Below are 24,716 nucleotides of genomic sequence, written 5' to 3'. Positions count from 1 at the left end.
TCCCGTCGTCCGCCCGAAGGGCGGGCCCGGCGGCGTCTGGTGCGTGCGATCGCAAGGCGCCGGAGCGCCCTCGTGGCGGAGCCACGTGGGCGGTTCGGCAACGCGGCGAGCGTGCGTGCCAGGCGTCGCCGGGCAGGCGGGAATTGTCAGACAGGCCCTAGGTTCGTACCTCGTCCGCCGGCAGCCCGGCCGGGTGGTCGGCCTGGCCGCCGGCGCCGAGCGGGCCGGTGGGGCGCAGGCCGCCGAGGGCCTCCAGGCGGGGCAGGTCGCGGCGGGAGACGCGCAGGACGACGGAGGGCAGGGCGGCGCGGGTCGCCTGGACCAGGCGCAGCCAGCCGGGGACGTAGACGGCGGTGCGGCGGCGTTCCACGGCGCGGGCCAGGCGGTCGGCGACGACCTCGGCGGGGTAGGTGCGGCGGGCCGGCGGGGGCATGTGGGCGCGCAGTTCGCGCAGCACCGTGTGGCGCTCCGCGTCGCGGATCATGTCGGTGTCGGTCCAGTTGATGTACGCGACGCCGACGGCCACCCCGTGGTGCGCCACCTCGGCGCGCAGGGAGTGGGCGAAAGCCTCGACGCCGGACTTGGAGGCGCAGTACGCGCTCATCATCGGGGCGGCGCCGAAGGAGGCGAGGGAGGCGACCTGGAGGTGGTAGCCGGCGGTCTCCATCAGGTCCGGCAGGAAGGCGCGGGCCGTGTGGGCGCTGCCGGTCAGGTTGACCTCGATGACCCGGGCCCATTCGGCGGGGTCGGAGGTGGCGAAGGGGCCGCCCTCGGCGATGCCCGCGTTGGCGATCACCACCGACGGCGGCCCGAGCCGGGCGCGCACGGCGCCGGCCGCCTCCTCCAGGGCGGGCGGGTCGGTGACGTCGGCCTCGATCGCCAGCGCCGGGGTGGGCAGCTCGTCCGCCAGGGCGTCGAGGAGCGGTTTCTCGTGGCCAAGGAGGGCGATCCGGGCGCCGCGGCGGGCGCAGGCGCGGGCGAGGGCGGCACCGAGGCCGCGTGCGGCGCCGGTCACCACGACGGTGCGGTGCTGGAGGGGACTGGCGGTCACGGGTCGCCCCTTTCCTCGGGGTCGGGGTCGGTGTGCTGAGGTCGTCCTCAGGTCATCTTCGGTGCGCGGCGCGATGCCGTCATCTCTTGGTGCCGGTCCGGTCACGCCGGGTGAGGGCGCGCTGCACGCGGGTGAGGCCCTCGATGCGGTGCCGGCGCAGCGCGGCGCGGGCCGCGTTGGCGCCGGGGGCGCCGTGCACGCCGCCGCCCGGATGGGCGCCGGCGGAGGCGAGGTAGAGGCCGGCCACCGGGGTCTCGGGGCGGCCGGTGCCGGGCACGGGACGGAAGACCAGCTGCTGGTGCATGGCGGTGGTGCCGCCGTTGATCGCGCCGCCGCGCAGGTTGGCGTCCAGGGACTGCAGGGTCGGCGGGGCGAGCACGCGCCGGGCGCGGACCAGCGCGCGGAAGCCGGGTGCGAACCGCTCGACCTGCTGCTCCACCCGGTCGGCCATGAGCCGCTGCTCGCGCTCGTCCCAGCTGCCGGTGATGCCCTGGTCGCCCGCGTCGGCCCGGACGTCGTGCGGGACGTGGGTGTAGGCCCAGGCCGACTCGGTGCCGCGCGGTGAGCGGGTCGGGTCGGTGGTGGTCATCTGGCCGAACAGGGCGAACGGGCGGTCGGGCACCTCCCGCATGGCGAGCTGCGCGGCGAACCGGGTCAGCTCGTCGACCCCGTCGGCCAGGTGCACGGTGCCGGCCAGGGAGGCCGGTTCGCACCGCCAGGGCACGGGTCCGTCCAGCGCCCAGTCGACCTTGAAGGTGGCGAAGTCCCACTGGAAGCGCCGCAGGTCGGCGAGGACCTGGTCGGGCACGTGGGCCGGTTCGATCAGGTCGCCGTACAGGGCGGGCACGGACACGTCGGCCAGCACGGCCCGCTGGGCGGCGACCGTCTCGCCGTCGGCGGTGCGCACGCCGACGGCGCGCCCGTCGCGGACGGCGATCCGGTCCACCCGGCGCCCGCAGTGCAGGGTGCCGCCGCGCGAGCGCAGCCGGGCCACCAGGGCCGTGGTGAGGGCGCCGGCGCCGCCGACCGGCACCGGGAAGCCGTAGGTCTGGCCGAGCATCGACATCAGCCAGCCGAAGCCGCCGCTGCCGGCCGCCTCGGGCGCGAGGTCGGCGTGCAGGGCGTTGCCGGCCAGGAGCAGCCGGCCGCCCGCGCCGCGGAACTCCTCCTCGCCCAGGCGGCGCACCGGCAGCACCAGGGTGCGGGCCAGGCGCAGCCCGCCGCCGGCCCGGAGCCGCAGGGCGAGGCGGGCGGTGGCCCGGACCGGCGGGAAGGGGGTGAAGAGGGCGTCGAGGATGTCGGCCCGGTAGGAGTCCCACACGTCGTGCAGTCGCCGCCAGGCGTCGCCGTCGCCCTCGGCGAACCGGTCGAGGGAGGCGGCCGTGGTGCCCACGTCGCGGTCGAGCACCGCGCAGGTGCCGTCGGTGAGCGGGTGGGCGAGCACGTGCGGGGCGTGCGCCCAGCGCAGCCCGTGGTCCTGCAGCCGCAGACCGGCGAGGACCGGGGAGGCGGCGGCGAGCGGGTAGAAGGAGCTGAACAGGTCGTTGGCGAAGCCGGGGGCGACGCCCTCGTCGTGGCGCACCGCGCCGCCCGGCTCGGGCTGCTCCTCCAGGACGGTGACGCTCCAGCCGGCGTCGGCCAGCAGGTTGGCCGCCACCAGGCCGTTGGGTCCGGCCCCGACGACGACGGCGTCAGGCACGGCCGGCCTCCGGCGAGCGGTGCGCGGTGCGGGCCCGTTCGGGCCGGTGCCCGGACGTGGCGCCGCCGGTCTCGCAGAGCCGCGCGAGGCGGGCCAGCATGGCGCGGTGGCGGAGCTGGATCAGCACTTCGACGCCGACGTTGTGCAGCGTGCCGCCGACGCCGCGCAGGGGGTGCTCGTCCACGACGACCAGGGTCTGGTCGCCCCAGGGGCGCAGTTCGATGGCGATCCGGTCGGTGCCGAGCGGGCCCGCCTTCGCCTCCAGTTCCAGCACGCTGCCCTCCTCGCAGCGCCGGACCACCGTCTCGTTGCCCAGCCGCAGCGGCCCGAGCCCCACCTCGTAGGCGATCGTCGCGCCGACCCGCGGCCAGTGTCCGCGGCGCGGGGTGACGTCCGCGGCGCCCACGACCCAGGCCGCGTAGCTGTCGCCGTCGGCGAGGACCTCCCACACCCGCGCGGGGCTCGCGTTGATGACCCGATGCCGTACGGCCACGTCTGCTCCCGGTGCCTCGAAGTGTCGGACTGAGCACTGGGTGCCCCTTGCGGGGGCGGCCAACCCGGTGGGCCGATCCGGCCGGAAAGCATCGCTGCATTGGCATGGACCTGACCGCTCCGCCACCGCTACGCTCGGCGCAACCCGGTGAGAGCGCTCTCAACCTCCGGTTGTTCCACCCCCACCTTGCTGGAACGACGAAGGGCAACCCCCATGAGACGCAGCAGACTCAGGCACGCCTGTCTGGCCGCACTCCTCGTGCTCGGCGGCTGGGGCGCGACCGGCGCCCTGCCGGCCGCGGCGGCCGACGCCGGCTCCCCCACCGCCGGCTCCGCCACCGCCGCCGACCGCGCTCCCGCCTCCGCGGGACTCCTCGCCGCCATGCAGCGCGACCTCGGCCTCGGCCCCGCGCAGGCCGAGGCCCGGCTCGCGGCCGAACAGCGCGCCACGAAGCTCGCGCCCACCGCGCAGCGGGCCGCGGGCGCCGCCTTCGGCGGCTCCTGGTTCGACGCCGCCCGGGGCCGGCTGACCGTGGCCGTCACCGCGGACGCCGCGCCCGCGACGGCCGCCGCCGTCCGTGCCACCGGCGCCGAGGTGCGCACCGTCGCGCACAGCGCACGACGGCTCGACGCCGCCAAGACCCGCATCGACGCGCTCGACGCGCCGGCGGGCGTGCGCGGCTGGCACGTCGACCCGGCCGCCTCCACGGTGGTCGTGGACGTGGTCGAGGCCCGGCGGGCCGACAACGATGTCCGGGCCTTCGTGTCCCGGGCCCGCGCGACCGGCCCGGTCACCGTGCGCGCGGTGCCGTCGGCGCCGCAGACCTTCGCCGCCGGCACGGTGGGCGGCGACCCGTACTACACGGGCAACGTCCGCTGCTCCATCGGCTTCTCGGTCTACGGCGGCTTCATCACCGCCGGGCACTGCGGGCAGCCGGGCGCCGGGGTGAGCGGCTGGGACCGGTCCTACATCGGCACGTTCCAGGGGTCGAGCTTCCCCGACAACGACTACGCCTGGGTGAGCGTCGGCAGCGGCTGGTGGACGGTGCCGGTGGTGCTGGGCTGGGGCCAGGTCCCGGACCAGCTGGTCCGGGGCTCGGCCGAGGCGCCGGTCGGGGCGTCGGTGTGCCGGTCGGGATCGACCACCCACTGGCACTGCGGCACCGTGCTGGCCAAGAACGAGACGGTCAACTACGCCCAGGGCGCGGTGCACCAGATGACGAAGACCAACGTGTGCGCCGAGGGCGGCGACTCGGGCGGCTCGTTCATCAGCGGCGACCAGGCGCAGGGCACCACCTCCGGCGGCTGGGGCAACTGCTCCAGCGGCGGGGAGACCTGGTTCCAGCCCGTCAACGAGGTCCTGAACCGCTACGGGCTGCGGTTGCACACGGCCTGACGGCCCCACAGACCCGTCAGGTAGGCCCGTCAGGCAGGACCGTCAGAGGCCCGGCTCCCCCGCCCCGGAGCCGGGCCCCGCGCCCAGCCGGCGGTAGGCGGCGCGGGCGTGCGCCACGCGGGCCAGCGCGGTGCCGACGAGTGCCGCGCCGAGCAGGCAGGTCAGCCAGAGGGCGTCGCGCCGGCCGGCCCAGGTCAGGGTGCCGGCCGGCGGGATCGCGAAGCCGTTCAGGGAGAGCCAGCACAGCAGCGCCGTGCCGGGCGCGGCGGCGAAGCGGGCGCAGAGGCCGAGCAGGGCGGCCAGCAGGGAGAGCGCGGTCAGCGCGAACGCCGGACGGCCCGCGCCCACGGTGCCGTTGAGCACGGCGACCAGGGTCAGCGCGCCGGCGAAAGCGGCGGCCCAGACCAACGGATCGGCCACCGGCCGGGGAACGGGCCGGGCCCCGCTGCCCAGGGGCACCCACTCGACCATGCTGACGACTCCCTCCGCTCGCGGGGGGCGCCGGTCTCGGCACCCGCCCCCGGGCAGATTGTCCCACCGCGACCCGTCGAGCCGGCCGCCGGTTCCGGTCGCTCAGCCCACGTAGTAGGTGGGGTTCGGCAGCTTGTAGGTCTTGTCGGCGTAGCCGCCCTCCAGGTCGGAGTACTGGTCCCCGAAGCTGCCGATGATGTCGTAGCCGGTCGACTCGATGTGCTTGCGGGTGCCCTCCTTGTACTGCACCGTGGTGCACTTCCACGCGCCGACGGTGGCGCAGCCCCGCAGGTAGGCCGGGGGGTCGGCCTTGTCCTTGAGGAACAGGTGCGCGGCGTCGAGTTCGGTACGGACACCGACCTTCGCCAGGTTCTCGGCCGCGGCGGCACGCCGCTCCGCACCCAGGCCGGTGACGAAGAAGACCTCGACGCCGTGGCGCCGGGCGTACTCGATCAGCTGGGGGACGCCGAAGACGGCGGGGCGGTCGGCGCGGTCGACGTAGGCGTTCCAGGTCGCGTCGTTGTAGGTGTAGTTGGTCCGCTTCTCGTAGTCGAGGCTGAGCAGGACCGTGTCGTCGATGTCGAGGACGACGGCGGGCCTGGTGTGCCGCGAGGAGTGGGAGGCGGCGGCCCGGTGCCTGATGTCCCGCTCGGCCCGGGCCAGGACGTCGGCGACGTCCTTGGCGTAGTCGCTGTCCGCGGACGCCCGGTAGACGCCGTCGGCGCCCTGGGTGGTGCCGTAGTACTGGTCGATCTCGCCGACGAGCTGCCCGATGTTGTGGGGCTCGTGCCCGCTGCGCGCCTCCGTGACCGTGGTGGTGCGCACGTGCGGGTCGGTGCCGGCCCCGGCGACGCCGCCGCCCCACAGGGCTCCGCCGGCGAGGGCACAGGCGGTCACGGTGCCGGCCGCTTTCAGGGACTTGCGCATGGATGACGCCTCCGGTTCCGGTCTCGGCCGGGGCGGGGGCGCCTCGGCAAGAGCCTCATGTCTACGCGCGTCACTCGGCGCTGACAAGACCCTTTGCCCATCCGTGTCGTGACGGGGTGTCGGCTTCGCGGGGCCGGTCGTCCCCCCTCTTGCCCGGCGGGCGGCGGGAGGGTTACGGTCCCGGCGATCGTGATCTACGCGCGTCGCGACCGCCGGAACGACCAGGAAGAGGTGCATCCCCATGCCCAAGGCCACGCTGGCCGCAGTCGCCCTGCTCGGTGCGGTGAGTGCCATGGCGTCCATGACGGGCGCGACGGCGGACCGGCCGGACGGGGCACGCCCGGCCGCGGCGTCGGCCACCGGCTGGCAGCAGGTGGGGCGGGACATGAAGAGCGGCGTGAGCGGTATCGCCGTCGACCCGGGCCCGGGTGGCGCACGCCGGTTCCTGGTCGTTCGCGACAACAAGCGGCCCGGGGAGAACCGGCTGGCCCGCGTCACCCCCGCCGCCGGCCGGGGGCGGACTCCGGCCGTGGAGCCGCTCGACTGGCGGGGCGGCGCGGAGCCGGTCGACCTGGAGGCACTCGCCGCGGTGCCGGGTGCGCCGGACGAGTACCTGGCCCTGGCCAGTCGCGGCCTCGTCTATCACCTGAAGGTCGGCGAGGCGGGGGCGGTCGAGGTCCTGGACCTCTCGCCGCTGCCGGCGATCGCCGCCGGCGACAACTTCGAGAGCCTCGCGCTCGTCTCCCGGCACGGCAGGACGGCGGCCGTCTGGGCCGACCGGGGCGCGGGCGCCGGCCGCCCGGCGACGCTGTCCGCGGCGCCGCTGGCGTTCGACGCGTACGGCGCGCCGGTGTTCGGGACCGTGACCCATGCCGTCTTCCGTGCGTCCTCTCCGCGCGGGAACATCCGGCACGCCTCCGACATCACCGTCACCGGCACGGGGCGGCTGCTGATCGCCTCGGCGGCGGACGAGGGGGACGACGGGCCGTTCGCCTCGTCGGTGAGCGACGCGGGCCGGGTGTCCGTCGACCGCTCGGGCCGGGTGCGGCTGTCCACGGCGTCTCCGCGGCTCCTGAAGACGTACCCGGCCGACAAGATCGAGGCCCTGAGCTGCATGGCCGGATCCGGCACGGCGGTGCTCGGCACGGACAACGAGAACGCGGGCGGTGGGGTGGGGATCGCGCGCCTCTGCGACTGAGCCGGTGACGAGCCACCGCGCACGGGGTGCGCCGCGGCCGACTCGGGGATACCGGCCGCGGCACAGCCACCGCGTACGACTTCCCAAGGGGGTCACCGCGACACTGCGCCGGTCGGGTGAACGGGCGCGGACCCGGCGGACGCGTCTCGGCTGCGGGGGCGTACCGATCCGGGCGCCGGGTCGAGCGCTCGGGCTCGCGGGAGCGTCTCCGCGATCCGCGCGGCCAGGCCCTGGGGTCCGGGCTGGATCAGGAGTCGCGGCGGGTCATCGCCAGGGCGATGTCGCGCAGTTGGCGGGCGGCGTCGTGGGAGGGGTGGGCGCGTTCCAGCGAGCGCAGGGCGGCGGTCAGGTGGCGCTGGGCCTCCGCCTCGGCGGCCCGGCGCCCGCCGGCCTCCGCGACCAGGCGGCCGGCCAGCTCGACGTCGGCCTCCGTCGGCGGGTGCGGCGCCCGGTACAGCTCACGCAGCCGGGCGGCGGACGCGCCCGGGGCGGCGAGGGCCGCGACCACGGGCAGCGACTTCTTGCGCGCGGCCAGGTCGGCGCCGACGGGCTTGCCGCTGCGGGCGGTGCGGCCCCAGATGCCCAGGACGTCGTCCGCACACTGGAAGGCCACGCCGAGCCGCCGGCCGAACTCCCGGAGGCCGGCCACCCGGTCCGCGCCGGCCCCGGCCAGGACGCCGCCGAGCGCGCAGGCGCAGCCGAACAGGGCACCGGTCTTGCCGGCCGCCATGCCCAGGTAGTCGGCGACGCTGACCTCGGGCGTCCGTTCGAAGGCCACGTCACGGCTCTGGCCCTCCACCAGTTCCCGCAGGGCGCCGACGAGTTCGCACACCGCCGAGCCGGTCCCCCCGACGGGGGCCTCCGCCAGGGCGCGCAGCGCGGCGACGAGCAGCGCGTCGCCGGTCAGCACGGCCGCCGGGGTCCCGAACCGCGACCAGGCGGCGGGCCGGTGCCGGCGCAGCGCGTCGCCGTCGATGACGTCGTCGTGCAGCAGCGTGAAGTCGTGCACCAGCTCGACCGCGACGGCGCCGGGCACCGCCACCGACGGAGCCGCCCCCACGGCGACCGCGGACAGCAGGGTGAGCGCCGGACGGACCGCCTTGCCGCCACCGGACGCCGCGGCGCGCGGCGTGCCGTCGGCCTCGCACCAGCCCCGGTGATACCCGGCGACCAGGCGCTCGGCGGCGGGCAGCGTCGCGACCGCCGCGCGCAGCGCGGGCGCCAGCTCGGCCTCGACCCAGTCGAGACGGGGGAAGACGCCTGCCGGAGCCGGGTCGGTGGTCTGCGACACGTGCAACTCCTCGCGGTTGACGGACCCCCGCCCAGTCAACCGGTTGCCGGGGCGCGGGCCGGTGGCCGGTGCGCGTCACCGGCCGAAGATCACCGAACCGGCGGAGCCGGATCCCGGCCGGCCGCGGCACGTCGTCCGCCCCGTCGCGGCGGGCGGCGGGGCGGGCGGCGGCGCGGACGGGGCGTCAGCACGGTGTGGTCTCCATCAGCCGCTCGAACGACGCCATGCAGTCCGGGCAGTGCCGCGCCCGTTCTCCGTCGGCCGCCGCGCGGCGCTGCCGCAGGGCCTGTCCGCACAGGGTGGCCTCGGCCCGCTTGGCCATCACGTGCCACACCAACGCCTCACCCGTCTTCTCCGGTCCCACGCACATCTCGTACATGATCGGCCTCCCAGCCTGGACGCCGCTGACACCCTCCAGGAGACACCGGATCGGGTGTCACCCCCTACCGCGCGGGGGCCATTCGGGTGACGGCGGCGAGGGCGGCGGCGGGCGCCCGTGGCGGGGGCGCGGCACCCGGACGACTGGTATCGCTCAGCCAACCGGCCGCACCTGACCGGGTGCCTGACGTGGCATCGCCACCCCGGGACGGCTTTCGTATGCTCTGGCCCGATGGTGACTCAGACCGAACCGGCCACCCCGGTCCCGGCGCGCACCGCCCGCGGCGGGCGGGTGGTCGTCTCCTGGCTGACCACGACCGACCACAAGCAGATCGGCCGCCTCTACCTCGTCACGTCGTTCGGCTTCTTCCTGGTCGCCGGGGCGCTGGCGATGCTGATCCGGGCGGAGCTGGCCCGGCCGGGTCTGCAGGTCCTCTCGCACGAGCAGTACAACCAGGCGTTCACCATGCACGGCACGATCATGCTGCTGCTCTTCGCCACACCCACCTTCGCGGGCTTCGCCAACGCGATCATGCCGCTCCAGATCGGGGCGCCCGACGTGGCGTTCCCGCGGCTGAACATGCTGGCGTACTGGCTCTTCCTGTTCGGCGGCCTGATCGTGCTCGGCAGCTTCCTCACCCCGGACGGGGCGGCCGACTTCGGCTGGACCGCGTACACCCCGCTGAGCGGCCCGGTCCGCTCGCCCGGTCTCGGCGGCGACCTGTGGATCATGGGTCTCGCGCTGTCCGGGTTCGGCACCATCCTCGGGGCGGTCAACTTCATCACCACCATCATCGGCATGCGCGCCCCCGGCATGACCATCTTCCGGATGCCGATCTTCGTGTGGAACGTGCTGCTGACCTCGGTGCTCGTGCTGCTCGCCTTTCCGGTCCTCGCCGCCTCGCTGCTGGTCCTGGAGGCCGACCGGCGGTTCGGCTCGCACGTGTTCGAGCCGCAGAACGGCGGGGCGCTGCTGTGGCAGCACCTGTTCTGGTTCTTCGGCCACCCCGAGGTGTACATCCTGGCGCTGCCGTTCTTCGGGGTGATCACCGAGATCATCCCGGTCTTCGCCCGCAAGCCGGTCTTCGGGTACATCGGCCTGGTGGGCGCGACCATCGCCATCACCGGTCTGTCGGCGGTGGTGTGGGCGCACCACATGTTCGCCACCGGGGCGGTGCTGCTGCCCTTCTTCTCCTTCCTGACCTACCTCATCGCGGTGCCCACCGGGGTGAAGTTCTTCAACTGGATCGGCACGCTGTGGAAGGGCTCGCTCTCCTTCGAGCCGCCGATGCTGTGGGCGGCGGGCTTCCTGGTCACGTTCCTCTTCGGCGGTCTGACCGGGGTGGTCCTCGGCTCGCCGCCGCTGGACTGGCATGTGACGGACTCGTACTTCGTCGTCGCGCACTTCCACTACGTGCTGTTCGGCACCATCGTCTTCGCGATGTTCGGCGGGTTCAGCTTCTGGTGGCCGAAGATGACGGGCCGGATGCTCGACCACCGGTTGGAGAAGGTGCACTTCTGGACGCTGTTCGTCGGCTTCCACACCACGTTCCTGGTGCAGCACTGGCTCGGCGCGGAGGGCATGCCGCGCCGGTACGCCGACTACCTGGCCGCCGACGGCTTCACGGCCCTGAACACGGTGTCGTCCATCGGGGCCTTCCTGCTCGGCCTGTCCACGCTGCCGTTCCTGTACAACGTCTGGAAGACCGCCCGCCACGGGCGCCCCGTCGAGGAGGACGACCCCTGGGGGTACGGCCGCTCCCTGGAGTGGGCCACCTCCTGTCCCCCGCCCCGCCACAACTTCCACGCGCTGCCCCGGGTGCGCTCGGAGTCCCCGGCCTTCGACCTGCACCATCCGCAGCTGGTCCAGCTCGACCAGGCGGAGTCGTCCGGGCAGCGCGACGCCCTGGAGCCGTCCGGCGGCCACAAGGGCGAACGCGCTCCGTAGGGCATGCGGGGTGCCGGTGGCGGTGCCAGACTGCTGACCGAGGCGTCCGGTGGGGACGGGCGCGGCCACAGGAGGGAGTGAGGGTGTCGACGTCGGAGGCGTCCGATTCACTGCTGCAGGACTTCCTGGCCGATCCCGCCCATCTGACGCTGGACCTCGGCACCGCCGTCTCCCGCTGCGCCAAGGCGCTGGAGCTGCGGCACGCCGTGGTCTACCTGGTCGACATCCAGCAGCGCAGCCTGGTCCCGCAGACCGACGTGGCCTCGGTCATCCCGGTGGACGACTCGCTGGCGGGGTGGGCGTACCGCACGCAGTCGCTGCGGGTGGAGGAGTCGGACACCGGCGGGGTCACCGCGTGGCTGCCGCTGCTGGACGGCGCCGAGCGGCTCGGCGTGCTCGCGGTGCACACCGGGACGCTCACGGCCGCCACGCTGGCCCGCAGCCGGGCCCTGGCCTCGCTGCTCGCCATGATGATCACCTCCAAGCGGGCCTTCGAGGACTCCTTCGTCCGGCACACCCGCACCGAGCCGATGCACCTGCCCTCGGAGATGCTCCGGGCCTTCCTGCCGCCGCGCACCATCGGCAACGCCGCGGTCGTCTCCACGGCGGTCCTGGAACCGGCCTACGAGATCGGCGGCGACGCCTTCGACCACTCGCTCACCCCGAGCACGCTGCACGTCGCCGTGATCGACTCCATGGGGCACGACCTCGCCTCGGGGCTGACCAGCGCGGTGGCGCTGGCGGCCTGCCGCAACGCCCGGCGCAACGGGGCGGACCTGCCCTCCCTGGTGGAGTGCGTGGACGACGCGCTGGCGCGCTGGCTGCCCGACCAGTACTGCACCGCGGTCTTCGCCCAGCTCGACTTCGAGTCCGGCCGGCTGCGCTGGAGCAACTGCGGCCATCCCGCGCCGCTGCTGATCCGGCGCGAGCAGGTGCTGATGGACGCCCTGGAGCGGGAGTCCGATCCGCCGCTCGGGGTGCCGGGCCGGCTGGCCGGCCAGCCGCGGCAGATCCACGAGACGAACCTGGAGCACGGTGACCGGGTGCTGATGTACACCGACGGGGTCACCGAGGCGCGCACCCAGGAGGAGAAGCTGTTCGGGCTGGAGCGCTTCGCGGACTACGTCATCCGGGCCACGGCCGGCGGGGAGCTGGCCCCGGAGACGCTGCGGCGCCTCATCCACTCGATCCTGGACGGCCAGGCCGGCCGGCTCCGGGACGACGTGACGATCCTGATGTTCGAGTGGCGGCCCCCGACCCAGCCGCCGCCGGTGTCCAGCGGACGGCCCGGTTAGGGCCGGGCCAGGCCCCCGAAGACCTCGGAAGACCCTCGGACGGCCCTCAGACGGCGTGGCCCCGGTCGCGCAGCCAGTGGTGGACGGTCTCCTTGTCCGCCGGGGTGATCCGCACCGGGGCCTCGGTGTAGGGGCCCTCGTCCTCGGTGAAGGCGGTGTCGGTGATCCGGGCCGTGGTTCAGGTGGCCAGATCCTGGGCGGCCCGCTCGGACAGGGCGCCGCGCTCCCAGCCCGCGCGGGCCTCGCGGGCGGCTCCGGCGTCGTGGCGTTCGGTCTCCGCCAGCCACGCCGCCACGAGCCGTTCCACGGTCCGGCGGTCCTCGGACTCGCTGTGCTGATGCCGCTGGTGGTGGTTCATGCCGCCCGGGTGCCCAACCGGACGGCTGCGATCCGCATGTCCCGTCCCGGCGCTCCCCCGACCGTCGCGCGCGGTGGGCGGCTGTGTCGGCGCGGGTACTCCGGGTACCCGGACGCGGGGACGGCCGGCGCGGATCGCGGCCCGGCCGCTGCAGGGGATCAGCCCGTGAGAAGGGGACAGTGATGACCGAGCCCGCCGACGACCGCACGCTCGACCAGGGTGCCGGGGTGTCCGAGCTTCGTCTGGCGGCGGGGGATCCTTCGCTGGTCCCCCAGAACGAGATACTCCGCGACGACCTGCCGCTCGACCGCAACCAGGCGATCCTGGAGGCCGCCAAGCAGGTGGGCGCGATCCTCAAGCGCGCGGAGCATCCCTTCGCGCTGGCCGGCAGCGTCGCCGTGTACGCGCAGGGGGGCACCCAGAACCTCCAGCACGACGTCGACTTCTGCATCCGGCCCGAGGACGCGGACGCCGTCGCAGGGACGCTGCGGGAGTCGGGCCTCGCGGTCTACACGCCGCCCGAGGACTGGCTGTTGAAGGCCACCTGCCTGGGGCAGCAGGTCGACCTCATCTTCGAGCTCGCGCACCGGCCGGTGAGCACCGCGCTCCTGGAGCGGGCGCAGCGGCTGTCCGTCGACTCGGTGCTGATGCCGGTGCTCTCGCCGACCGACCTGCTGCGCGGCCGGCTGGCCGCCTTCTCCGAGCACCACTGCGACTTCGGGGCGGTGCTGCCCATCGCGCGCATCCTGCGGGAGAAGATCGACTGGGACGAGCTGCGCCGGGACCTCGGCGAGGCGCCGCTGCCGGCCGCGTTCTTCTTCGTGCTCGAACGCCTGGAGATCGTCCCCCCGGCCGCCGCGTCTGCCCCGTCCGCCGCGTCCGTGAAGGAGGAGTCCCGATGAGCGAGGCCGCCGAGAACGTCGAGTACCGCGTGGCCCATCTGCACGACCGGTTCGCCGCGGAGGAGCTGGGCGAACTGGGCGTACGGGCCGAGATCCGGGCCGGTGCGATCGTGCTGAGCGGCACCGTGCCCTCCGCGCATTGCCGCGAGAGCGTGCTGCGCGTCGCCCGCGAGGAGCTGTCCGGACTCACCGTGCACAGCGACCTCGTGGTGGCGGAGACCACCCGTCCCGACCACGCCGAGGAGCTGTGATGATCCGCGTCGCCGCCGTCGGGGACATCCACATGGGCCTCGACAGCCAGGGGCTGCTGCGGCCCGCCTTCGAGACCCTGCCGGACTGCGCCGACCTGCTGCTGCTCGCCGGTGACCTGACCCGGCACGGCACGCCCGAGGAGGCCCGGGTGGTCGCCCAGGAGGTGCGCGACCTGCCGGTGCCGGTGGTCGCCGTGCTCGGCAACCACGACCACCACGACGAGCAGCCCGAGAAGGTCACCGCGATCCTCCAGGACGCCGACGTGACGGTCCTGGAGGGCGAGTGCACCGTCGTGGAGTGCGCCGGCACCCGGGTCGGCATCGCCGGCGCCAAGGGCTTCGGCGGCGGGTTCGTCGGCCGCAGCGCCGGGGAGTTCGGCGAGCCGGTGATGAAGGAGTTCGTCCGCACCACCCGGCGCTCGGCGGACAGTCTGCGGGCCGCCCTGGAGGAGCTGGCCGGCCGGGACTGCGCAGCGCGGGTCGCGCTGACCCACTTCTCGCCGGTGGCCGACACCCTGGCCGGCGAGCCGCCGGAGATCCACCCCTTCCTCGGCAGCTACCTGCTGGCCGAGGCGATCGACACGGCCGGCGCCGACCTCGCCGTCCACGGCCACGCCCACCTGGGCTCGGAGCACGGCATGACGGCGGGCGGGGTACGGGTGCGCAACGTGGCCCAGCCGGTGATCCGCCGGGCGTTCAACGTCTACCAGCTCACTACGGAGTGACGACGGTGTCCGTGTCCGGTGCCGTGCCGCGGCCGAGGCAAGTGGAGTCCGTGAACCCCGGCACCTCGATCTCGTGGAAGCCCATCCGGTCGTAGAAGGCCCGCGCCGGGGTGTTGGCCGTCGCCATGACCAGGTGCACGGCCGGCACCCCCCGCGCGTGCAGGGCGTCCAGGAACGTCCGCATCAGCTCCCGTCCGTGCCCCCGGCCCTGCCACTCGGGCAACAGGTCGATGTGCAGGTGGGCGGGGTAGGCGGCGAGCCGCGGGACGATCATGCGTTCCGGGTCGTGCAGCAGCCGGGCCATGTGGGCGTCCGGCGTGGCGGGCGCGCCGTCGGACGGCGCCGGGTACCGGTCGGCGACCCGGGGCAGCCAGCGGGTGCGGAAGTCGGCGGCGAAGCGCGCGGTGTCCGCGGTGCCCAGGACGTAGCCGACCGCCCGGCCCGCGCCGTCGTCCAGCACGAAGGCCAGCTCCGGGTCCAGGTGGACGTAGGGCGCGGCGAAGATCGCGGGCAGCACGGCCGGGTCGGCGTACACGGGCCGGCTGTCCCCGCCGTTGTGGCCGGTGCGGACGCAGATGTCGTCGAGGTCGGCGGCGTCGGCGGGGCGGTACGGGCGTACGGCTGCCGCGGCCGGGGCCGTGCGGGCGGTCTTGGCGGTCTCGGTCACCGGAGCATCCTGCCGCCCCGGGGAGCGCTCTCACAAGAGGTCCGTGACGTCCGCACCGAATGGCGGCGACCGTGCGGGGCACCTGATGATCCCAGTAGGCACCACACCCTGGCACCCCCTGGCACCCGTGGAGAGAGAGCGCCATGAGTCTTCTGCGTACCGTCGGCCGCCCCATGCTCGCCTCGATGTTCATCGCCGGCGGCCTGCACTCCCTGCGCCGGCCCGGGGACGTGGCCCCCGCGGCGGAGCCCATCGTGCGGCCCGTGACCGAGCGCGTGACGGCGCTGCCGGACGGCACCGAGCAACTCGTCCGGCTCAACGGCGCCGTGCAGGTGGCGGGCGGCGTGCTGCTCGGCCTCGGGCGCTTCCCGCGGCTGGCCGCGCTGGCCGTCGCCACGACGCTGGTGCCGACCACGCTGGCCGGGCACCGCTTCTGGGAGGCCGAGGACCCGGCCGAGCGGGCCCAGCAGCGCATCCACTTCCTGAAGAACCTCTCCATGCTGGGCGGCCTGCTGATCGCCGCCGACGACACGGGCAGCGCCCCCTCGCTGCTGTGGCGGAGCCGGCACGCGGCGCGGGGCGTGCGGCACGACGCGCGTCTGGTGCGCCGCTCGGTGCGCGCGACGGCCCGCCCGGCGGCGACGGCGGGGGGCGTGCGGGCCAAGCTCGGCCGGTGACGCCCGCGGGACTCGGACCCAGGCCCGCCCCGGTGCCGTCGGCACCGGGGCGGGCCGGTCATGTCTGATTCACCCTCGTAAGTCCTTTACGGGGTTCTTGTGATCAACCCCACTCGCAGGCCCAACCAGCTTGCACGTACGGGAACTTGCCCTGCTCGCAGGTCCCTCGGCGGGATGTGCCACTACGGACCGGCGGGGCCGCTCTGCCACGATGGTCGCCGCCGCAACCCCGGCCCCCGGGGCGGTCGCGCAGCGCTGCCGGCCTCTCGCCCCCGTTCCCCGTACCCCCCGGGTCCCCGCGACCCGCGTTCGAGTGGCGCACCATGTCTTCTCCCTCCCCCGCCGCCCCGTGGCGGTCCCTGCGCCACCGCGGCATGCGGTGGTGGTCGGTGGCGAACTTCGTGTCGAACGCCGGTACGTGGATGCAGCTCACGGTGCAGAACCTGCTGGTGCTCCAGCTCACCGGGTCCGCCGCCACGACCGGCCTGTCGATGTCCGTGCAGGCCGCGCCGGCGCTGCTGATCAGCGTGTTCGGCGGGGCGGCCGTCGACCACTGGCCGCGCAGGCTGACGGCCTCGGTCAGCCAGGCGCTGCTCGGCGCGGTCGCCTTCACGACGGCCGTCCTGGTGGCACTCGGGCGGCTGGACGTGCCGACGCTCATGGCGCTCGCGGCCGTGACCGGTGTGATCGCCACGGTGGACGGCCCGGCCTGTGCTCTGCTGGGCAACGACCTGGTCCCGCCGGAGGACGTGCCCTCCGCCATCGGGGTGGGCGCGCTGGTGCACCAGGCGGGCCGGCTCACGGGCGCCGCGCTCGCGGGGGTGACGGTGGGCTTCCTCGGCACGGCCGCGGCGTACGCCGCCAACGGGCTGTCGTTCCTCTTCGTGGCCTCGGTGATCCCCTTCCTGCGCCCGGCGCGGGACGCGGTCCGCGCGGCCGGGCCGGCGGTGCGGGGCGTGTCCCGGCGCCGGGACGCGGAGGACGGCATGACCGTCCGGGAGGGGCTGGCCTTCTTCGTCCGCCGCCCCCGGCTGCTCGCGCTGGCCGGTGTCAACGGGATCAGCGCCGTCTTCGGGCGCAACTACCAGCTGACCCTGGCCGTGCTGGTCACCGGGCCGCTGGCGGGCGGGGCCGGTTCGTTCGGCACGGTCTCCACGGTGCTGGCGGCCGGCGGCATCCTCGGGGCGGTCCTCGGGGCGCGGCTGCGCCGGCCGTCGGTGCGGATGGTGGGCGTGCTGGCGGCGGCCGGCGGGCTGCTCCAGGCGGTGGCGGGGCTGTCGCCCTCCCTTGGCGTCCTGCTGGTGATGGTGCTGCCGATGGCCGTGGTGGAGTCGGTCTCCGACACGGCGGGCACAGCGGTGCTCCAGACCGACCCGCCCACCCATCTGCGGGGCCGGGTCCTCGGCGTGTGGGGCAGCGTGGGCACGGTGTGGAGCCTGGGTGGCCCGCCCGCGCTCGGCCTCCTGATGGAACTGGCCGGCACCCGCGGCGCCCTGATCGTCGGCGGCCTCCTGATAGCCGCCTCGATCACCGCCGGCCACCTGCTGCACACCCGCCGCCGCGCCGCCCCCGCGCTGAGCCGCGCGGCGCTGCAGACGGCCGCGTGAGCGGGGCGGGCGGCGCGGCGGCGGGCCGCGCAACGGCGCTACCAGGCCGTGCTGAGCACCGGGCGGCGGACGGCTTCGGCGGCGTCTCTGAGGTGCAGGGCGACGGTGATCAGGGCGCGCAGGGCCGAGGGGCGCAGGCTCTGGGCGCTCTCGGCGGCCAGGACGAGCAGGCATCCGGCGGCCTGCTCGACCACCGACACCGGGAACGCGTGATCGTCGTCCGCCCGGCGGAATGCCTGCCAGGGGGCCGCGGCTCCGTCGATGGCCTTCTGGACTGCCTGCTCCAGATGGTGTGCGGCCTGCTCGCACACGGCGGCGGGCAGCATGATCGTGCGATGGAAGGCTGAACTGGTCATAGTCCCACTGCTCCCCCGTCCGCCGGGTCTTCCCTCGGCGCCGGGGGCGGATTTCACCGGGTCGGCGGCGCGCGGGGCGATCGCACGCCCTAGGCTGCCGCCATGAGCCGCGGCCCCCTCCCCGCCGTCTCCCCCGCCGCCTCGGCCGCGGCCCGGTTCAGCGGACGGGCGGTGGCCGGTGAGCGCCGGCTGTCCGGCTCCCTCGCGGAGGTCACGCTGGACGACGGCCGGACGGTGATGGCCAAGCGCGCGGAGGGCGACGGCGCCACCCCGGCGGAGGCGGCGGGACTGCGCTGGCTGGCCGCCGCCGGGGCGGTGCGAATCCCGGCGGTGCTCGGCCACGACGCGCACTGGCTGGTCACCGACCGGGTGCCGGAGGGGCCCCCGGAGCGGGGCGCGGCGGCCCGGTTCGGGCGGGAGCTGGCCGCGCTGCACGCCGCCGGGGCGCCCGCGTTCGGCGCCCCGCCGCCCGGCGGACCCGAGGAGGCGTTCATCGGCCTGGCCCCGATGCGCAACGCCACCGGCGGCGGCTGGCCGAGCTGGTACGCCGAGCACCGGGTGCTGCCGTACCTGCGCCGCGCGGTGGACGACGGCACCGTGCGGGCGGCGGAGGCCGCCGACGTGGAGGGGGTCTGCGACCGGCTCCCCGAGCTGGCCGGCCCCGCCGAGCCCCCGGCGCGGCTGCACGGCGACCTGTGGAACGGCAACGTCCTGTGGGGCGCCGACGGCCGCGTCCACCTGATCGACCCGGCCGCGCACGGCGGGCACCGGGAGACCGACCTGGCCATGCTGCGCCTCTTCGGCTGCCCGCACCTGGAGGACGTCCTGGACGCGTACGAACGGGCCGCGCCGCTCGCGCCCGGCTGGGAGGCGCGCGTCGGCGTGCACCAGCTCTTCCCGCTGCTGGTGCACGCCGTGCTCTTCGGGCGTGGCTACGCGGAGCAGGCCGTCGCGGCGGCCCGGGCGGCCCTGCGACAGGACTGAGTTCCACCCCGCCGAGCGTCGCGTCCCACTGAGTCACATGTCTCGCCGGGTCACATGTCCCCATGGGACATTACAGGTGTACTCTCGGAGGCATGACGGCAGCGAACCCCTCCCCGGCTCCCTCCCCGGCCCCCGAGGACCGGCGCCGGCGGCAGGCGCGGCGGACACGTGACGCGCTCGCCGAGGCCGCCTGCGACCTGCTCCTGGAGCGCGGGATCGCGGCGACCACCGTGGAGGCCATCGCCGAGCGCGCGGACGTCACCCGCCGCACCTTCAGCCGGCACTTCACCGGCAAGGAGGAGGCAGCACTCGACTTCGTCCGGCGCGACGCCGACCGCATCAACGCCCTGCTGCGGGCCCGCCCCGCCGGCGAGCCGCCGCTGCTCGCCTACCGCAGGGCCGTGCGCGCCTGGCTGGTCGACCCCGTCGACCCGGCCTGGCACGCGCGTCCCCGGATGCGCCGGCTGCTGGCCCTGGCCGACAGCGAGCCGGCCCTGTTCGCCGCCTACCAGCGCATCCGGGTCGACGCCCAGGAGGAGTCGATCCGCATCGTCGCCGCCCGGCTCGGCGCCGACGGTGTCCGGGACGTGCGCCCGGCCGCCGTCGTCGACGCCGCCGCCGGTGTCCTGCTCGCCGCCCTGCGCCTGTGGGCGCGCGGCGGCGAGCGGGACGCGGGAGCCGCAGACCTCGCCGCCCTCGTGGAGCGGGCCTACGACGCCCTGACCACGGAGGTCGCAGCCGCGGCCCCCGAGAGCACCACCGAAGAGTGAGAGCACCATGAGCACCACCCCTGCCCTGCCCGTCCTTCCCGACCCGGCCGCCGAGTTCGCCGGCCGCACCGCGCTGGTCACCGGCGCCGCCTCCGGCATCGGCCTGGCCACCGCCCGCCGCCTCGCCGCGGGCGGCGCGCAGGTCGCCGTCGCCGACTTCGACACCGAGCGCGCCGAGCGGGCCGCCGCGGAGCTGCGGGAGGCCGGCGCGCGGGCCGTGGCCGTCGAGGTCGACGTCACCCTGCCGGAGTCCGTCGCGGAAGCCGTACGCGTCGCCGTCGACACCTTCGGCGGCCTGGACCTCGCCGTGAACAACGCCGGCGTCGGCGGCCCGAGCGCGCCGACCGGCGAGTACGACCTGGAGGGCTACCACCGCGTGGTCCGCACCAACCTGGACGGCGTCTTCTACTCGCTGCGCCACGAACTGCCCGCCATGCTGGCCGGCGGCCGGGGCGGCGCCGTCGTCAACGTGGCCTCGATCCTCGGCTCGGTCGGCCTCGCCGGCTCGCCCGCCTACGTGGCGGCCAAGCACGGCGTGGTGGGGCTGACCAAGTCGGCCGGCGCCGAGTACGCCGCCCGCGGCATCCGCGTCAACGCGGTGGGCCCGGGCTTCATCGACACCCCGCTGCTGAAGGACATGGACCGCGCCGCCTACGACGGCCTGGTCGCGCTGCACCCGGCCGGGCGGCTCGGCCGCGCCGAGGAGGTCGCCGAGCTGATCGCCTTCCTGCTGTCGGACCGCGCGTCCTTCGTCACCGGCAGCTACCACCTCGTCGACGGCGCCTACACGGCCGTCTAAGGAGTACGACCATGAAGGCATTGCAGTACCGCACCGTCGGCGCCCCGCCCGAGGTGGTCACCGTCCCCGATCCGGAGCCGGGTCCCGGGCAGGTGCTCCTGAAGGTCACCGCCGCCGGCGTGTGCCACTCCGACATCGGGGTGATGAGCCGCCCCGCCGAGGACTTCCCGTTCCCGCTGCCGCTCACCCTCGGCCACGAGGGCGTCGGCACGGTGGCCGCGCTCGGCGCCGGGGTGCGCGGGGTCGCGGAGGGCGACCAGGTGGCGGTGTACGGGCCCTGGGGCTGCGGCACCTGCCCCAAGTGCGCCGAGGGCAAGGAGAACTACTGCCTGCGCGCCGCCGAGCTGGGCATCTTCCCGCCCGGCCTCGGCCGGCCCGGGGCGATGGCGGAGTACCTGCTCGTCGACGACCCGCGGCACCTGGTGCCGCTGGACGGGCTCGACCCGGTCGCGGCGGTGCCGCTGACGGACGCCGGGCTGACGCCGTACCACGCGGTGAAGCGGTCGCTGCCCAAGCTGGTGCCGGGGTCCACGGCGGTGGTCATCGGCGCGGGCGGCCTCGGGCACGTCGCGATCCAGCTGCTGCGCGCCCTGACCCCGGCGCGGGTGGTCGCCCTGGACGTGAGCGCGGAGAAGCTGCGCCTGGCCCGGGCGGTGGGCGCGCACGAGGCCGTGGTCTCGGACGCGAAGGCCGCGGAGGCGGTGCGGGAGCTGACCGGCGGTCGTGGCGCCGAGGCCGTGTTCGACTTCGTCGGCGCGGCGCCCACCGTGCGGACGGCGGGCGCCGTCGCCGCCGTGGAGGCCGACGTCACGCTCGTCGGCATCGGCGGCGCGGGGCTCCCGGTCGGCTTCGGCCTGCTGCCGTACGAGGTGTCGGTCAACGCGCCGTACTGGGGCACCCGGAGCGAGCTGATCGAGGTGCTGGAGCTGGCCCGCGCGGGAGCGGTGTCGGTGCACACCGAGACGTACTCCCTGGACGAGGCCCCGCTCGCCTACGAGCGGCTGCACGCCGGCCAGGTGAACGGGCGGGCGGTGATCGTGCCGGGCTGAGCCCGCCCGGGCGCGGGCCGCGGGAACGCGACCGGTCCCCCGTTCCGGTCGTGCCCCCGCGGCGCGTCGAAACCTATGCGGGCCACGGCCGTCCTGTGAACCGTGGTCGTGCCCGTTGCCGGGCCGTCCGGACTCACCCGTGCACAGGTGCGTCCGGATGGCCCGGTTTCGTCCCCTCCAGGTCCGGCCGGCCGAGGTCGCCGACGGCCAGGTGGGCGAGGACCACCTCGTACAGGTCGCCGCCGCCGGCCAGGAGCTGGCGGGCCAGCACGGGCTCCGCGCCGCGGACGTGCTCACGGACGGTCTGCGCGTGCAGGCCGAGGATTCCGGCGGCCCGCTCGGCGTTGCCGCCGGCGGCGATCCAGGTGCGCAGGGTGCGCCTGAGGTCCCGGGCGTCCGGGTCGAGGCGGCCCAGCAGGTCGGCCCCCCAGCCGCGCAGGGCGGGCGTGTCCAGGAGGTCGGTCAGGCAGACCCGGGGCACCCCGGGCGGCGCCTGGCCGGGGCGCTCGGCGAAGGCGGCCTCCGCGTTCAGGGCGAGGTGCACGGCGGCCCGGACGGGCAGGTGCGTGAAGTCGGTGCCGAGCAGCTGCTCGACCCGGTCCATGCGGGCCCTGACGGTGTTGCGGCTGACGCCGAGCACCTTGGCGGCGCTGACGGCGGTGAACTCCAGACCGAGGCGGGTGGTGGCGAGCAGTTCGGCCCGGGTGTGCGGCGGCAGCGCGTCCAGCGGGCGCAGCACGCGCGCCGTCCAGCCGTGCAGGGCGGCCGGGTCCATCAGCCGCTCGGGGCGGGTCCGTTCGGCGTACACGGCGGCCCGCTCCGGGCGGAACCGGGCGACGGCCAGGGCGCTCACCGCCTGGCCGTAGGCGGTGGCGGTGCGCACCAGGCTCTGCCGGGCGCTGCCGCCGAGCGTGGCGCCGGGGAAGCGGCCGACCAGGGAGCGCAGCGACTCCTCGGCCCCCTCGCCGGGGGTGACGACGATGACGTGCCCGTCCATCGCCGGGCAGCGCACGACCAGCGCCCTCTCCCGAGTGGCCGCGAGGCACTCCTCGGCGAGGTGATCGCGTTCGGCGGGGCGGCACTCGGCGACGTAGACGCAGGCGGTGTCGGTGTCGAGCAGGCCCGGCCAGAGTCCGGCGGCCACCCGGCGGGCGGAGACGATGTCCTCGACCATCAGCAGCTGCAGGATGGCCAGCCGCAGGTCGGCGGTGGCCCGTCGCAGCCGGTGCCCGGCGACCGCCGACTCCCGCCCGGCGAGCAGGAGTTCGAGGACCCGGGCGGTGTGCGCCACGATGTCGGAGTCACGGCGGTCGAACGGGGCGGTGCGCACCACCGCGAGCACGGCGGCCGGTGCCGGGTGCGGCCGGTCCACCCGCACCAGGCAGAGGTGGCGCCCGTCGTCCTCGCGGGCGGCGGAGGCGACCCGCCCGGCGGCGAGGTCCGCGACGAGCCCCTCGTCCAGCGGGGTGCGGAAGCCGGCCAGTACCCGGCCGCCGACCTCCCGCAGCGAGACGGCCGCGTGCACGGTGGCGGCGAGCCAGCTCACCACCCGGCCGGCGTCCCGCCCGGAGGGCCGCAGGTGGCCGAGGAGTTCCCGGGCCCACTCGGCGTGTCCGCCGGGTTCGCCGCCCTGCCGCATCCCGTCCGCTCCGCCGGCCATCTCGGCCATCTCCTCGTTGCTCTCGTCCCATCCGTTCCGGCTCCGACCTGCGACGTTACCTCACCGGCCGCCGGGGGTGCCGGGTGTGCGGCCACGGGCGGCATAAGCTCGACGGATGGCGAAGTACTACGACGTGCACCCCGACAACCCGCAGCCCCGCAGCATCGCCCAGGTCGCCGAGAGCATCCGCTCGGGCGCCCTGGTCGCCTACCCGACGGACTCCTGCTACGCCCTCGGCTGCCAGCTCGGCAGCCGCGACGGCGTCGACCGCATCCGGTCGATCCGCGCCCTGGACGCCCGGCACCACTTCACACTGGTCTGCCAGGACTTCGCGCAGCTCGGGCAGTTCGTGCAGATCGACAACGACGTGTTCCGGGCGATCAAGGCGTCCACGCCCGGCAGTTACACCTTCATCCTGCCCGCGACGCGCGAGGTGCCGCGCATGCTCCAGCACCCGAAGAAGAAGACCGTCGGCGTGCGCATCCCCGACCACGTCGTCACCCAGGCGCTCCTCGCGGAGCTGGGCGAGCCGCTGCTGTCCAGCACGCTGCTGCTGCCGGGCGAGGAGGAGCCGCTGACCCAGGGCTGGGAGATCAAGGACCGCCTGGAGCACCAGGTGGACGCGGTGATCGACTCCGGGGAGTGCGGCACCGAGCCGACCACGGTGGTGGACTTCTCCGGCGGGGAGGCGGAGATCGTGCGGTACGGGGCGGGCGACCCCACCCGCTTCGAGTGACCCGGCCGGGGCGGGGCAGGATGCGGGGTGACCGACGTCGATCCGCGGCCGCACCCCGTGGACCCGTCCGATCGGACCCGACTGGAAGGCGCACCACGTCATGACCGCCGTACAGGGCATCACCGTCGACGTCGACACCGACGACGGCATCGCCGACTCCTACCTCGTGCACCCCGCCGAGGGCGGACCGTACCCCGGGGTCCTGCTCTACATGGACGGCTTCGGGCTGCGGCCCGCGCTGCGGGACCTGGCCGACCGGCTGGCGGGCGCCGGCTACACCGTCCTGGTGCCGAACGTCCTCTACCGGCACGGCCGCGCCCCTGTGGTGCCGCTGCCGCCGTTCATCGACCACGAGTCGCGCCCGGAGATCTTCGAGGACCTGGGCCCGATCATGCGGTCCCTCACGCCCGACCAGGTGGTCCAGGACGCCCGCGTCTACCTGGACCGGCTGGCGGACTGCCCGGCGGCCGCGGACGGACCGGCCGCGGTCACCGGCTACTGCCTGGGCGCCGGGCTCGCGCTGCGTACCGCCGGCGCCTACCCGGACCGGGTGGCCGCGGCGGCCGGCTTCCACGGCGGAGGGCTGGCCACCGAGGACCCGGACAGCCCGCACCTGGTGGCCGGGGACGTGACCGCGGAGCTGTACTTCGGTCACGCCGACCAGGACGCGGCGATGCCGCCGGAGCAGCAGGAGCGCCTGGAGGCGGCGCTGACCGAGGCGGGCGTGCGCCACCGCTGCGAGGTGTACGCGGGCGCGGAGCACGGCTACACGCAGGCGGACACGTCCTCGTACGACGAGGCGGCGGCCGAGCGGCACTGGGCGGCGCTGCTCGACCTGCTGAAGCGGACCTTCTGAGTCAACGCGGCAGATGTGGCGGGGGGGGGGGGGGGGGGGGGGCCCCCCGCCCCCCCCCCCGGGGGGGGGGGGGGGGGGGGGGGGGGGGGGGGGGGCGGCCCCCCCCCCCCCCCCCCCCCCGGCCGCCCCCCCCCCCCCCCCCGCGGGGGGGGGGGGGGGGGGGGGGCGGGGGT

Annotated in this window: 26 protein-coding genes; 15 read left to right on the top strand and 11 right to left on the bottom strand. The window is 75.5% G+C overall.

Features of this window, described 5'->3' with window-relative positions:
• Positions 1-157 precede the first annotated feature (157 nt).
• The 3 genes from ACGFZL_RS30885 to ACGFZL_RS30875 form a co-directional block, all read right to left on the bottom strand.
• Positions 158-1,051 (bottom strand): SDR family oxidoreductase, encoded by an 894-nt coding sequence (locus ACGFZL_RS30885; RefSeq protein WP_393696717.1) that lies wholly within the window; start codon positions 1,049-1,051, stop codon positions 158-160.
• A gap of 79 nt (positions 1,052-1,130) precedes the next feature.
• Positions 1,131-2,750 (bottom strand): phytoene desaturase family protein, encoded by a 1,620-nt coding sequence (locus ACGFZL_RS30880; RefSeq protein WP_393696715.1) that lies wholly within the window; start codon positions 2,748-2,750, stop codon positions 1,131-1,133.
• Complete coding sequence (locus ACGFZL_RS30875; protein ID WP_393696713.1) at positions 2,743-3,243, bottom strand: SRPBCC domain-containing protein; 501 nt, start codon at positions 3,241-3,243, stop codon at positions 2,743-2,745. Before ACGFZL_RS30875 ends, ACGFZL_RS30880 begins: the two co-directional genes overlap by 8 nt.
• Positions 3,244-3,456: 213 nt before the next feature.
• Between ACGFZL_RS30875 and ACGFZL_RS30870 the strand changes: the two genes are divergently transcribed.
• Entirely contained in the window at positions 3,457-4,638 is a 1,182-nt protein-coding gene (locus ACGFZL_RS30870) for a S1 family peptidase (RefSeq protein ID WP_355172013.1), read from the top strand.
• 42 nt (positions 4,639-4,680) lie between these two features.
• Here ACGFZL_RS30870 and ACGFZL_RS30865 read toward each other — a convergent pair whose 3' ends face one another.
• A complete protein-coding gene (locus ACGFZL_RS30865; RefSeq protein ID WP_393696711.1) occupies positions 4,681-5,109 on the bottom strand; it encodes a hypothetical protein in 429 nt (142 codons plus the stop codon).
• 102 nt (positions 5,110-5,211) lie between these two features.
• The gene (locus tag ACGFZL_RS30860) at positions 5,212-6,036 is read right to left on the bottom strand and encodes an HAD family acid phosphatase (protein WP_355172017.1); all 825 of its coding nucleotides are present in this window, start codon (positions 6,034-6,036) and stop codon (positions 5,212-5,214) included.
• Positions 6,037-6,277: 241 nt separating this feature from the next.
• Here ACGFZL_RS30860 and ACGFZL_RS30855 point away from each other — a divergent pair, with 241 nt between their 5' ends.
• Positions 6,278-7,234: a hypothetical protein gene (locus ACGFZL_RS30855; RefSeq protein ID WP_393696709.1), complete on the top strand. Its 957-nt coding sequence runs from the start codon at positions 6,278-6,280 to the stop codon at positions 7,232-7,234.
• A gap of 247 nt (positions 7,235-7,481) precedes the next feature.
• Here ACGFZL_RS30855 and ACGFZL_RS30850 read toward each other — a convergent pair whose 3' ends face one another.
• Entirely contained in the window at positions 7,482-8,525 is a 1,044-nt protein-coding gene (locus ACGFZL_RS30850; protein WP_393696707.1) for a polyprenyl synthetase family protein, read from the bottom strand.
• 184 nt (positions 8,526-8,709) lie between these two features.
• Positions 8,710-8,904 carry a hypothetical protein gene (locus ACGFZL_RS30845; protein ID WP_355172023.1) on the bottom strand — a complete coding sequence of 65 codons (195 nt, stop codon included), beginning with the start codon at positions 8,902-8,904 and terminating at the stop codon, positions 8,710-8,712.
• A gap of 231 nt (positions 8,905-9,135) precedes the next feature.
• On the opposite strand from ACGFZL_RS30845, the gene ctaD reads away from it, so the two are divergent.
• Both ctaD and ACGFZL_RS30835 read left to right on the top strand, forming a co-directional pair.
• A complete protein-coding gene (gene ctaD, locus ACGFZL_RS30840; protein ID WP_393696705.1) occupies positions 9,136-10,851 on the top strand; it encodes a cytochrome c oxidase subunit I in 1,716 nt (571 codons plus the stop codon).
• Positions 10,852-10,934: 83 nt separating this feature from the next.
• Positions 10,935-12,146, top strand: a complete 1,212-nt coding sequence (locus ACGFZL_RS30835; RefSeq protein ID WP_355172027.1) for a SpoIIE family protein phosphatase — start codon at positions 10,935-10,937, stop codon at positions 12,144-12,146.
• A 178-nt stretch (positions 12,147-12,324) separates the two neighbouring features.
• Here the strand turns inward: ACGFZL_RS30835 and ACGFZL_RS30830 are convergent, their stop codons facing one another.
• The gene (locus ACGFZL_RS30830; protein WP_393696702.1) at positions 12,325-12,504 is read right to left on the bottom strand and encodes a hypothetical protein; all 180 of its coding nucleotides are present in this window, start codon (positions 12,502-12,504) and stop codon (positions 12,325-12,327) included.
• 182 nt (positions 12,505-12,686) lie between these two features.
• Here ACGFZL_RS30830 and ACGFZL_RS30825 point away from each other — a divergent pair, with 182 nt between their 5' ends.
• The 3 genes from ACGFZL_RS30825 to ACGFZL_RS30815 are packed head-to-tail and all read left to right on the top strand — an operon-like array spanning position 12,687 to position 14,382.
• Complete coding sequence (locus tag ACGFZL_RS30825) at positions 12,687-13,406, top strand: nucleotidyltransferase domain-containing protein (protein ID WP_393696700.1); 720 nt, start codon at positions 12,687-12,689, stop codon at positions 13,404-13,406.
• Complete coding sequence (locus tag ACGFZL_RS30820; RefSeq protein WP_393696698.1) at positions 13,403-13,657, top strand: BON domain-containing protein; 255 nt, start codon at positions 13,403-13,405, stop codon at positions 13,655-13,657. The genes ACGFZL_RS30825 and ACGFZL_RS30820 overlap by 4 nt, the downstream gene beginning before the upstream one ends.
• Positions 13,657-14,382, top strand: a complete 726-nt coding sequence (locus ACGFZL_RS30815; protein WP_355172035.1) for a metallophosphoesterase — start codon at positions 13,657-13,659, stop codon at positions 14,380-14,382. The genes ACGFZL_RS30820 and ACGFZL_RS30815 overlap by 1 nt, the downstream gene beginning before the upstream one ends.
• Here ACGFZL_RS30815 and ACGFZL_RS30810 read toward each other — a convergent pair.
• A complete protein-coding gene (locus tag ACGFZL_RS30810) occupies positions 14,372-15,049 on the bottom strand; it encodes a GNAT family N-acetyltransferase (protein ID WP_393696696.1) in 678 nt (225 codons plus the stop codon). The genes ACGFZL_RS30815 and ACGFZL_RS30810 overlap by 11 nt on opposite strands.
• A gap of 143 nt (positions 15,050-15,192) precedes the next feature.
• Here ACGFZL_RS30810 and ACGFZL_RS30805 point away from each other — a divergent pair, with 143 nt between their 5' ends.
• Positions 15,193-15,726 (top strand): DoxX family protein, encoded by a 534-nt coding sequence (locus ACGFZL_RS30805; RefSeq protein WP_393696694.1) that lies wholly within the window; start codon positions 15,193-15,195, stop codon positions 15,724-15,726.
• A gap of 323 nt (positions 15,727-16,049) precedes the next feature.
• Positions 16,050-17,333 (top strand): MFS transporter, encoded by a 1,284-nt coding sequence (locus ACGFZL_RS30800; protein WP_393696692.1) that lies wholly within the window; start codon positions 16,050-16,052, stop codon positions 17,331-17,333.
• 38 nt (positions 17,334-17,371) lie between these two features.
• On the opposite strand, the gene ACGFZL_RS30795 is transcribed toward ACGFZL_RS30800, so the two are convergent.
• Positions 17,372-17,689, bottom strand: a complete 318-nt coding sequence (locus tag ACGFZL_RS30795; RefSeq protein ID WP_393696690.1) for a hypothetical protein — start codon at positions 17,687-17,689, stop codon at positions 17,372-17,374.
• A 102-nt stretch (positions 17,690-17,791) separates the two neighbouring features.
• Here ACGFZL_RS30795 and ACGFZL_RS30790 point away from each other — a divergent pair, with 102 nt between their 5' ends.
• The 4 genes from ACGFZL_RS30790 to ACGFZL_RS30775 all read left to right on the top strand — a co-directional run bounded on the left by ACGFZL_RS30790 (position 17,792) and on the right by ACGFZL_RS30775 (position 21,291).
• Positions 17,792-18,673, top strand: coding sequence for a fructosamine kinase family protein (locus ACGFZL_RS30790; protein WP_393696688.1), 882 nt, complete (start codon positions 17,792-17,794; stop codon positions 18,671-18,673).
• A gap of 92 nt (positions 18,674-18,765) precedes the next feature.
• Positions 18,766-19,443 carry a TetR/AcrR family transcriptional regulator gene (locus ACGFZL_RS30785; protein WP_393696686.1) on the top strand — a complete coding sequence of 226 codons (678 nt, stop codon included), beginning with the start codon at positions 18,766-18,768 and terminating at the stop codon, positions 19,441-19,443.
• A gap of 7 nt (positions 19,444-19,450) precedes the next feature.
• The gene (locus tag ACGFZL_RS30780) at positions 19,451-20,242 is read left to right on the top strand and encodes an SDR family NAD(P)-dependent oxidoreductase (protein ID WP_393696684.1); all 792 of its coding nucleotides are present in this window, start codon (positions 19,451-19,453) and stop codon (positions 20,240-20,242) included.
• 11 nt (positions 20,243-20,253) lie between these two features.
• Positions 20,254-21,291, top strand: a complete 1,038-nt coding sequence (locus tag ACGFZL_RS30775) for an NAD(P)-dependent alcohol dehydrogenase (RefSeq protein WP_393696682.1) — start codon at positions 20,254-20,256, stop codon at positions 21,289-21,291.
• A gap of 133 nt (positions 21,292-21,424) precedes the next feature.
• On the opposite strand, the gene ACGFZL_RS30770 is transcribed toward ACGFZL_RS30775, so the two are convergent.
• Positions 21,425-22,951 (bottom strand): helix-turn-helix domain-containing protein, encoded by a 1,527-nt coding sequence (locus ACGFZL_RS30770; protein ID WP_393696680.1) that lies wholly within the window; start codon positions 22,949-22,951, stop codon positions 21,425-21,427.
• 115 nt (positions 22,952-23,066) lie between these two features.
• On the opposite strand from ACGFZL_RS30770, the gene ACGFZL_RS30765 reads away from it, so the two are divergent.
• Complete coding sequence (locus tag ACGFZL_RS30765) at positions 23,067-23,687, top strand: L-threonylcarbamoyladenylate synthase (protein WP_393696678.1); 621 nt, start codon at positions 23,067-23,069, stop codon at positions 23,685-23,687.
• A gap of 100 nt (positions 23,688-23,787) precedes the next feature.
• Positions 23,788-24,543, top strand: a complete 756-nt coding sequence (locus tag ACGFZL_RS30760; RefSeq protein ID WP_355172057.1) for a dienelactone hydrolase family protein — start codon at positions 23,788-23,790, stop codon at positions 24,541-24,543.
• Positions 24,544-24,716 lie beyond the last annotated feature (173 nt).

The sequence above is a fragment of the Streptomyces sp. NPDC048182 genome, from assembly GCF_043202555.1.
In the GTDB taxonomy this organism is placed as follows: Bacteria; Actinomycetota; Actinomycetes; order Streptomycetales; family Streptomycetaceae; genus Streptomyces.
Note: the sequence above shows the minus strand (reverse complement) of the source record. Positions and strands in the feature narration are given on the sequence as shown.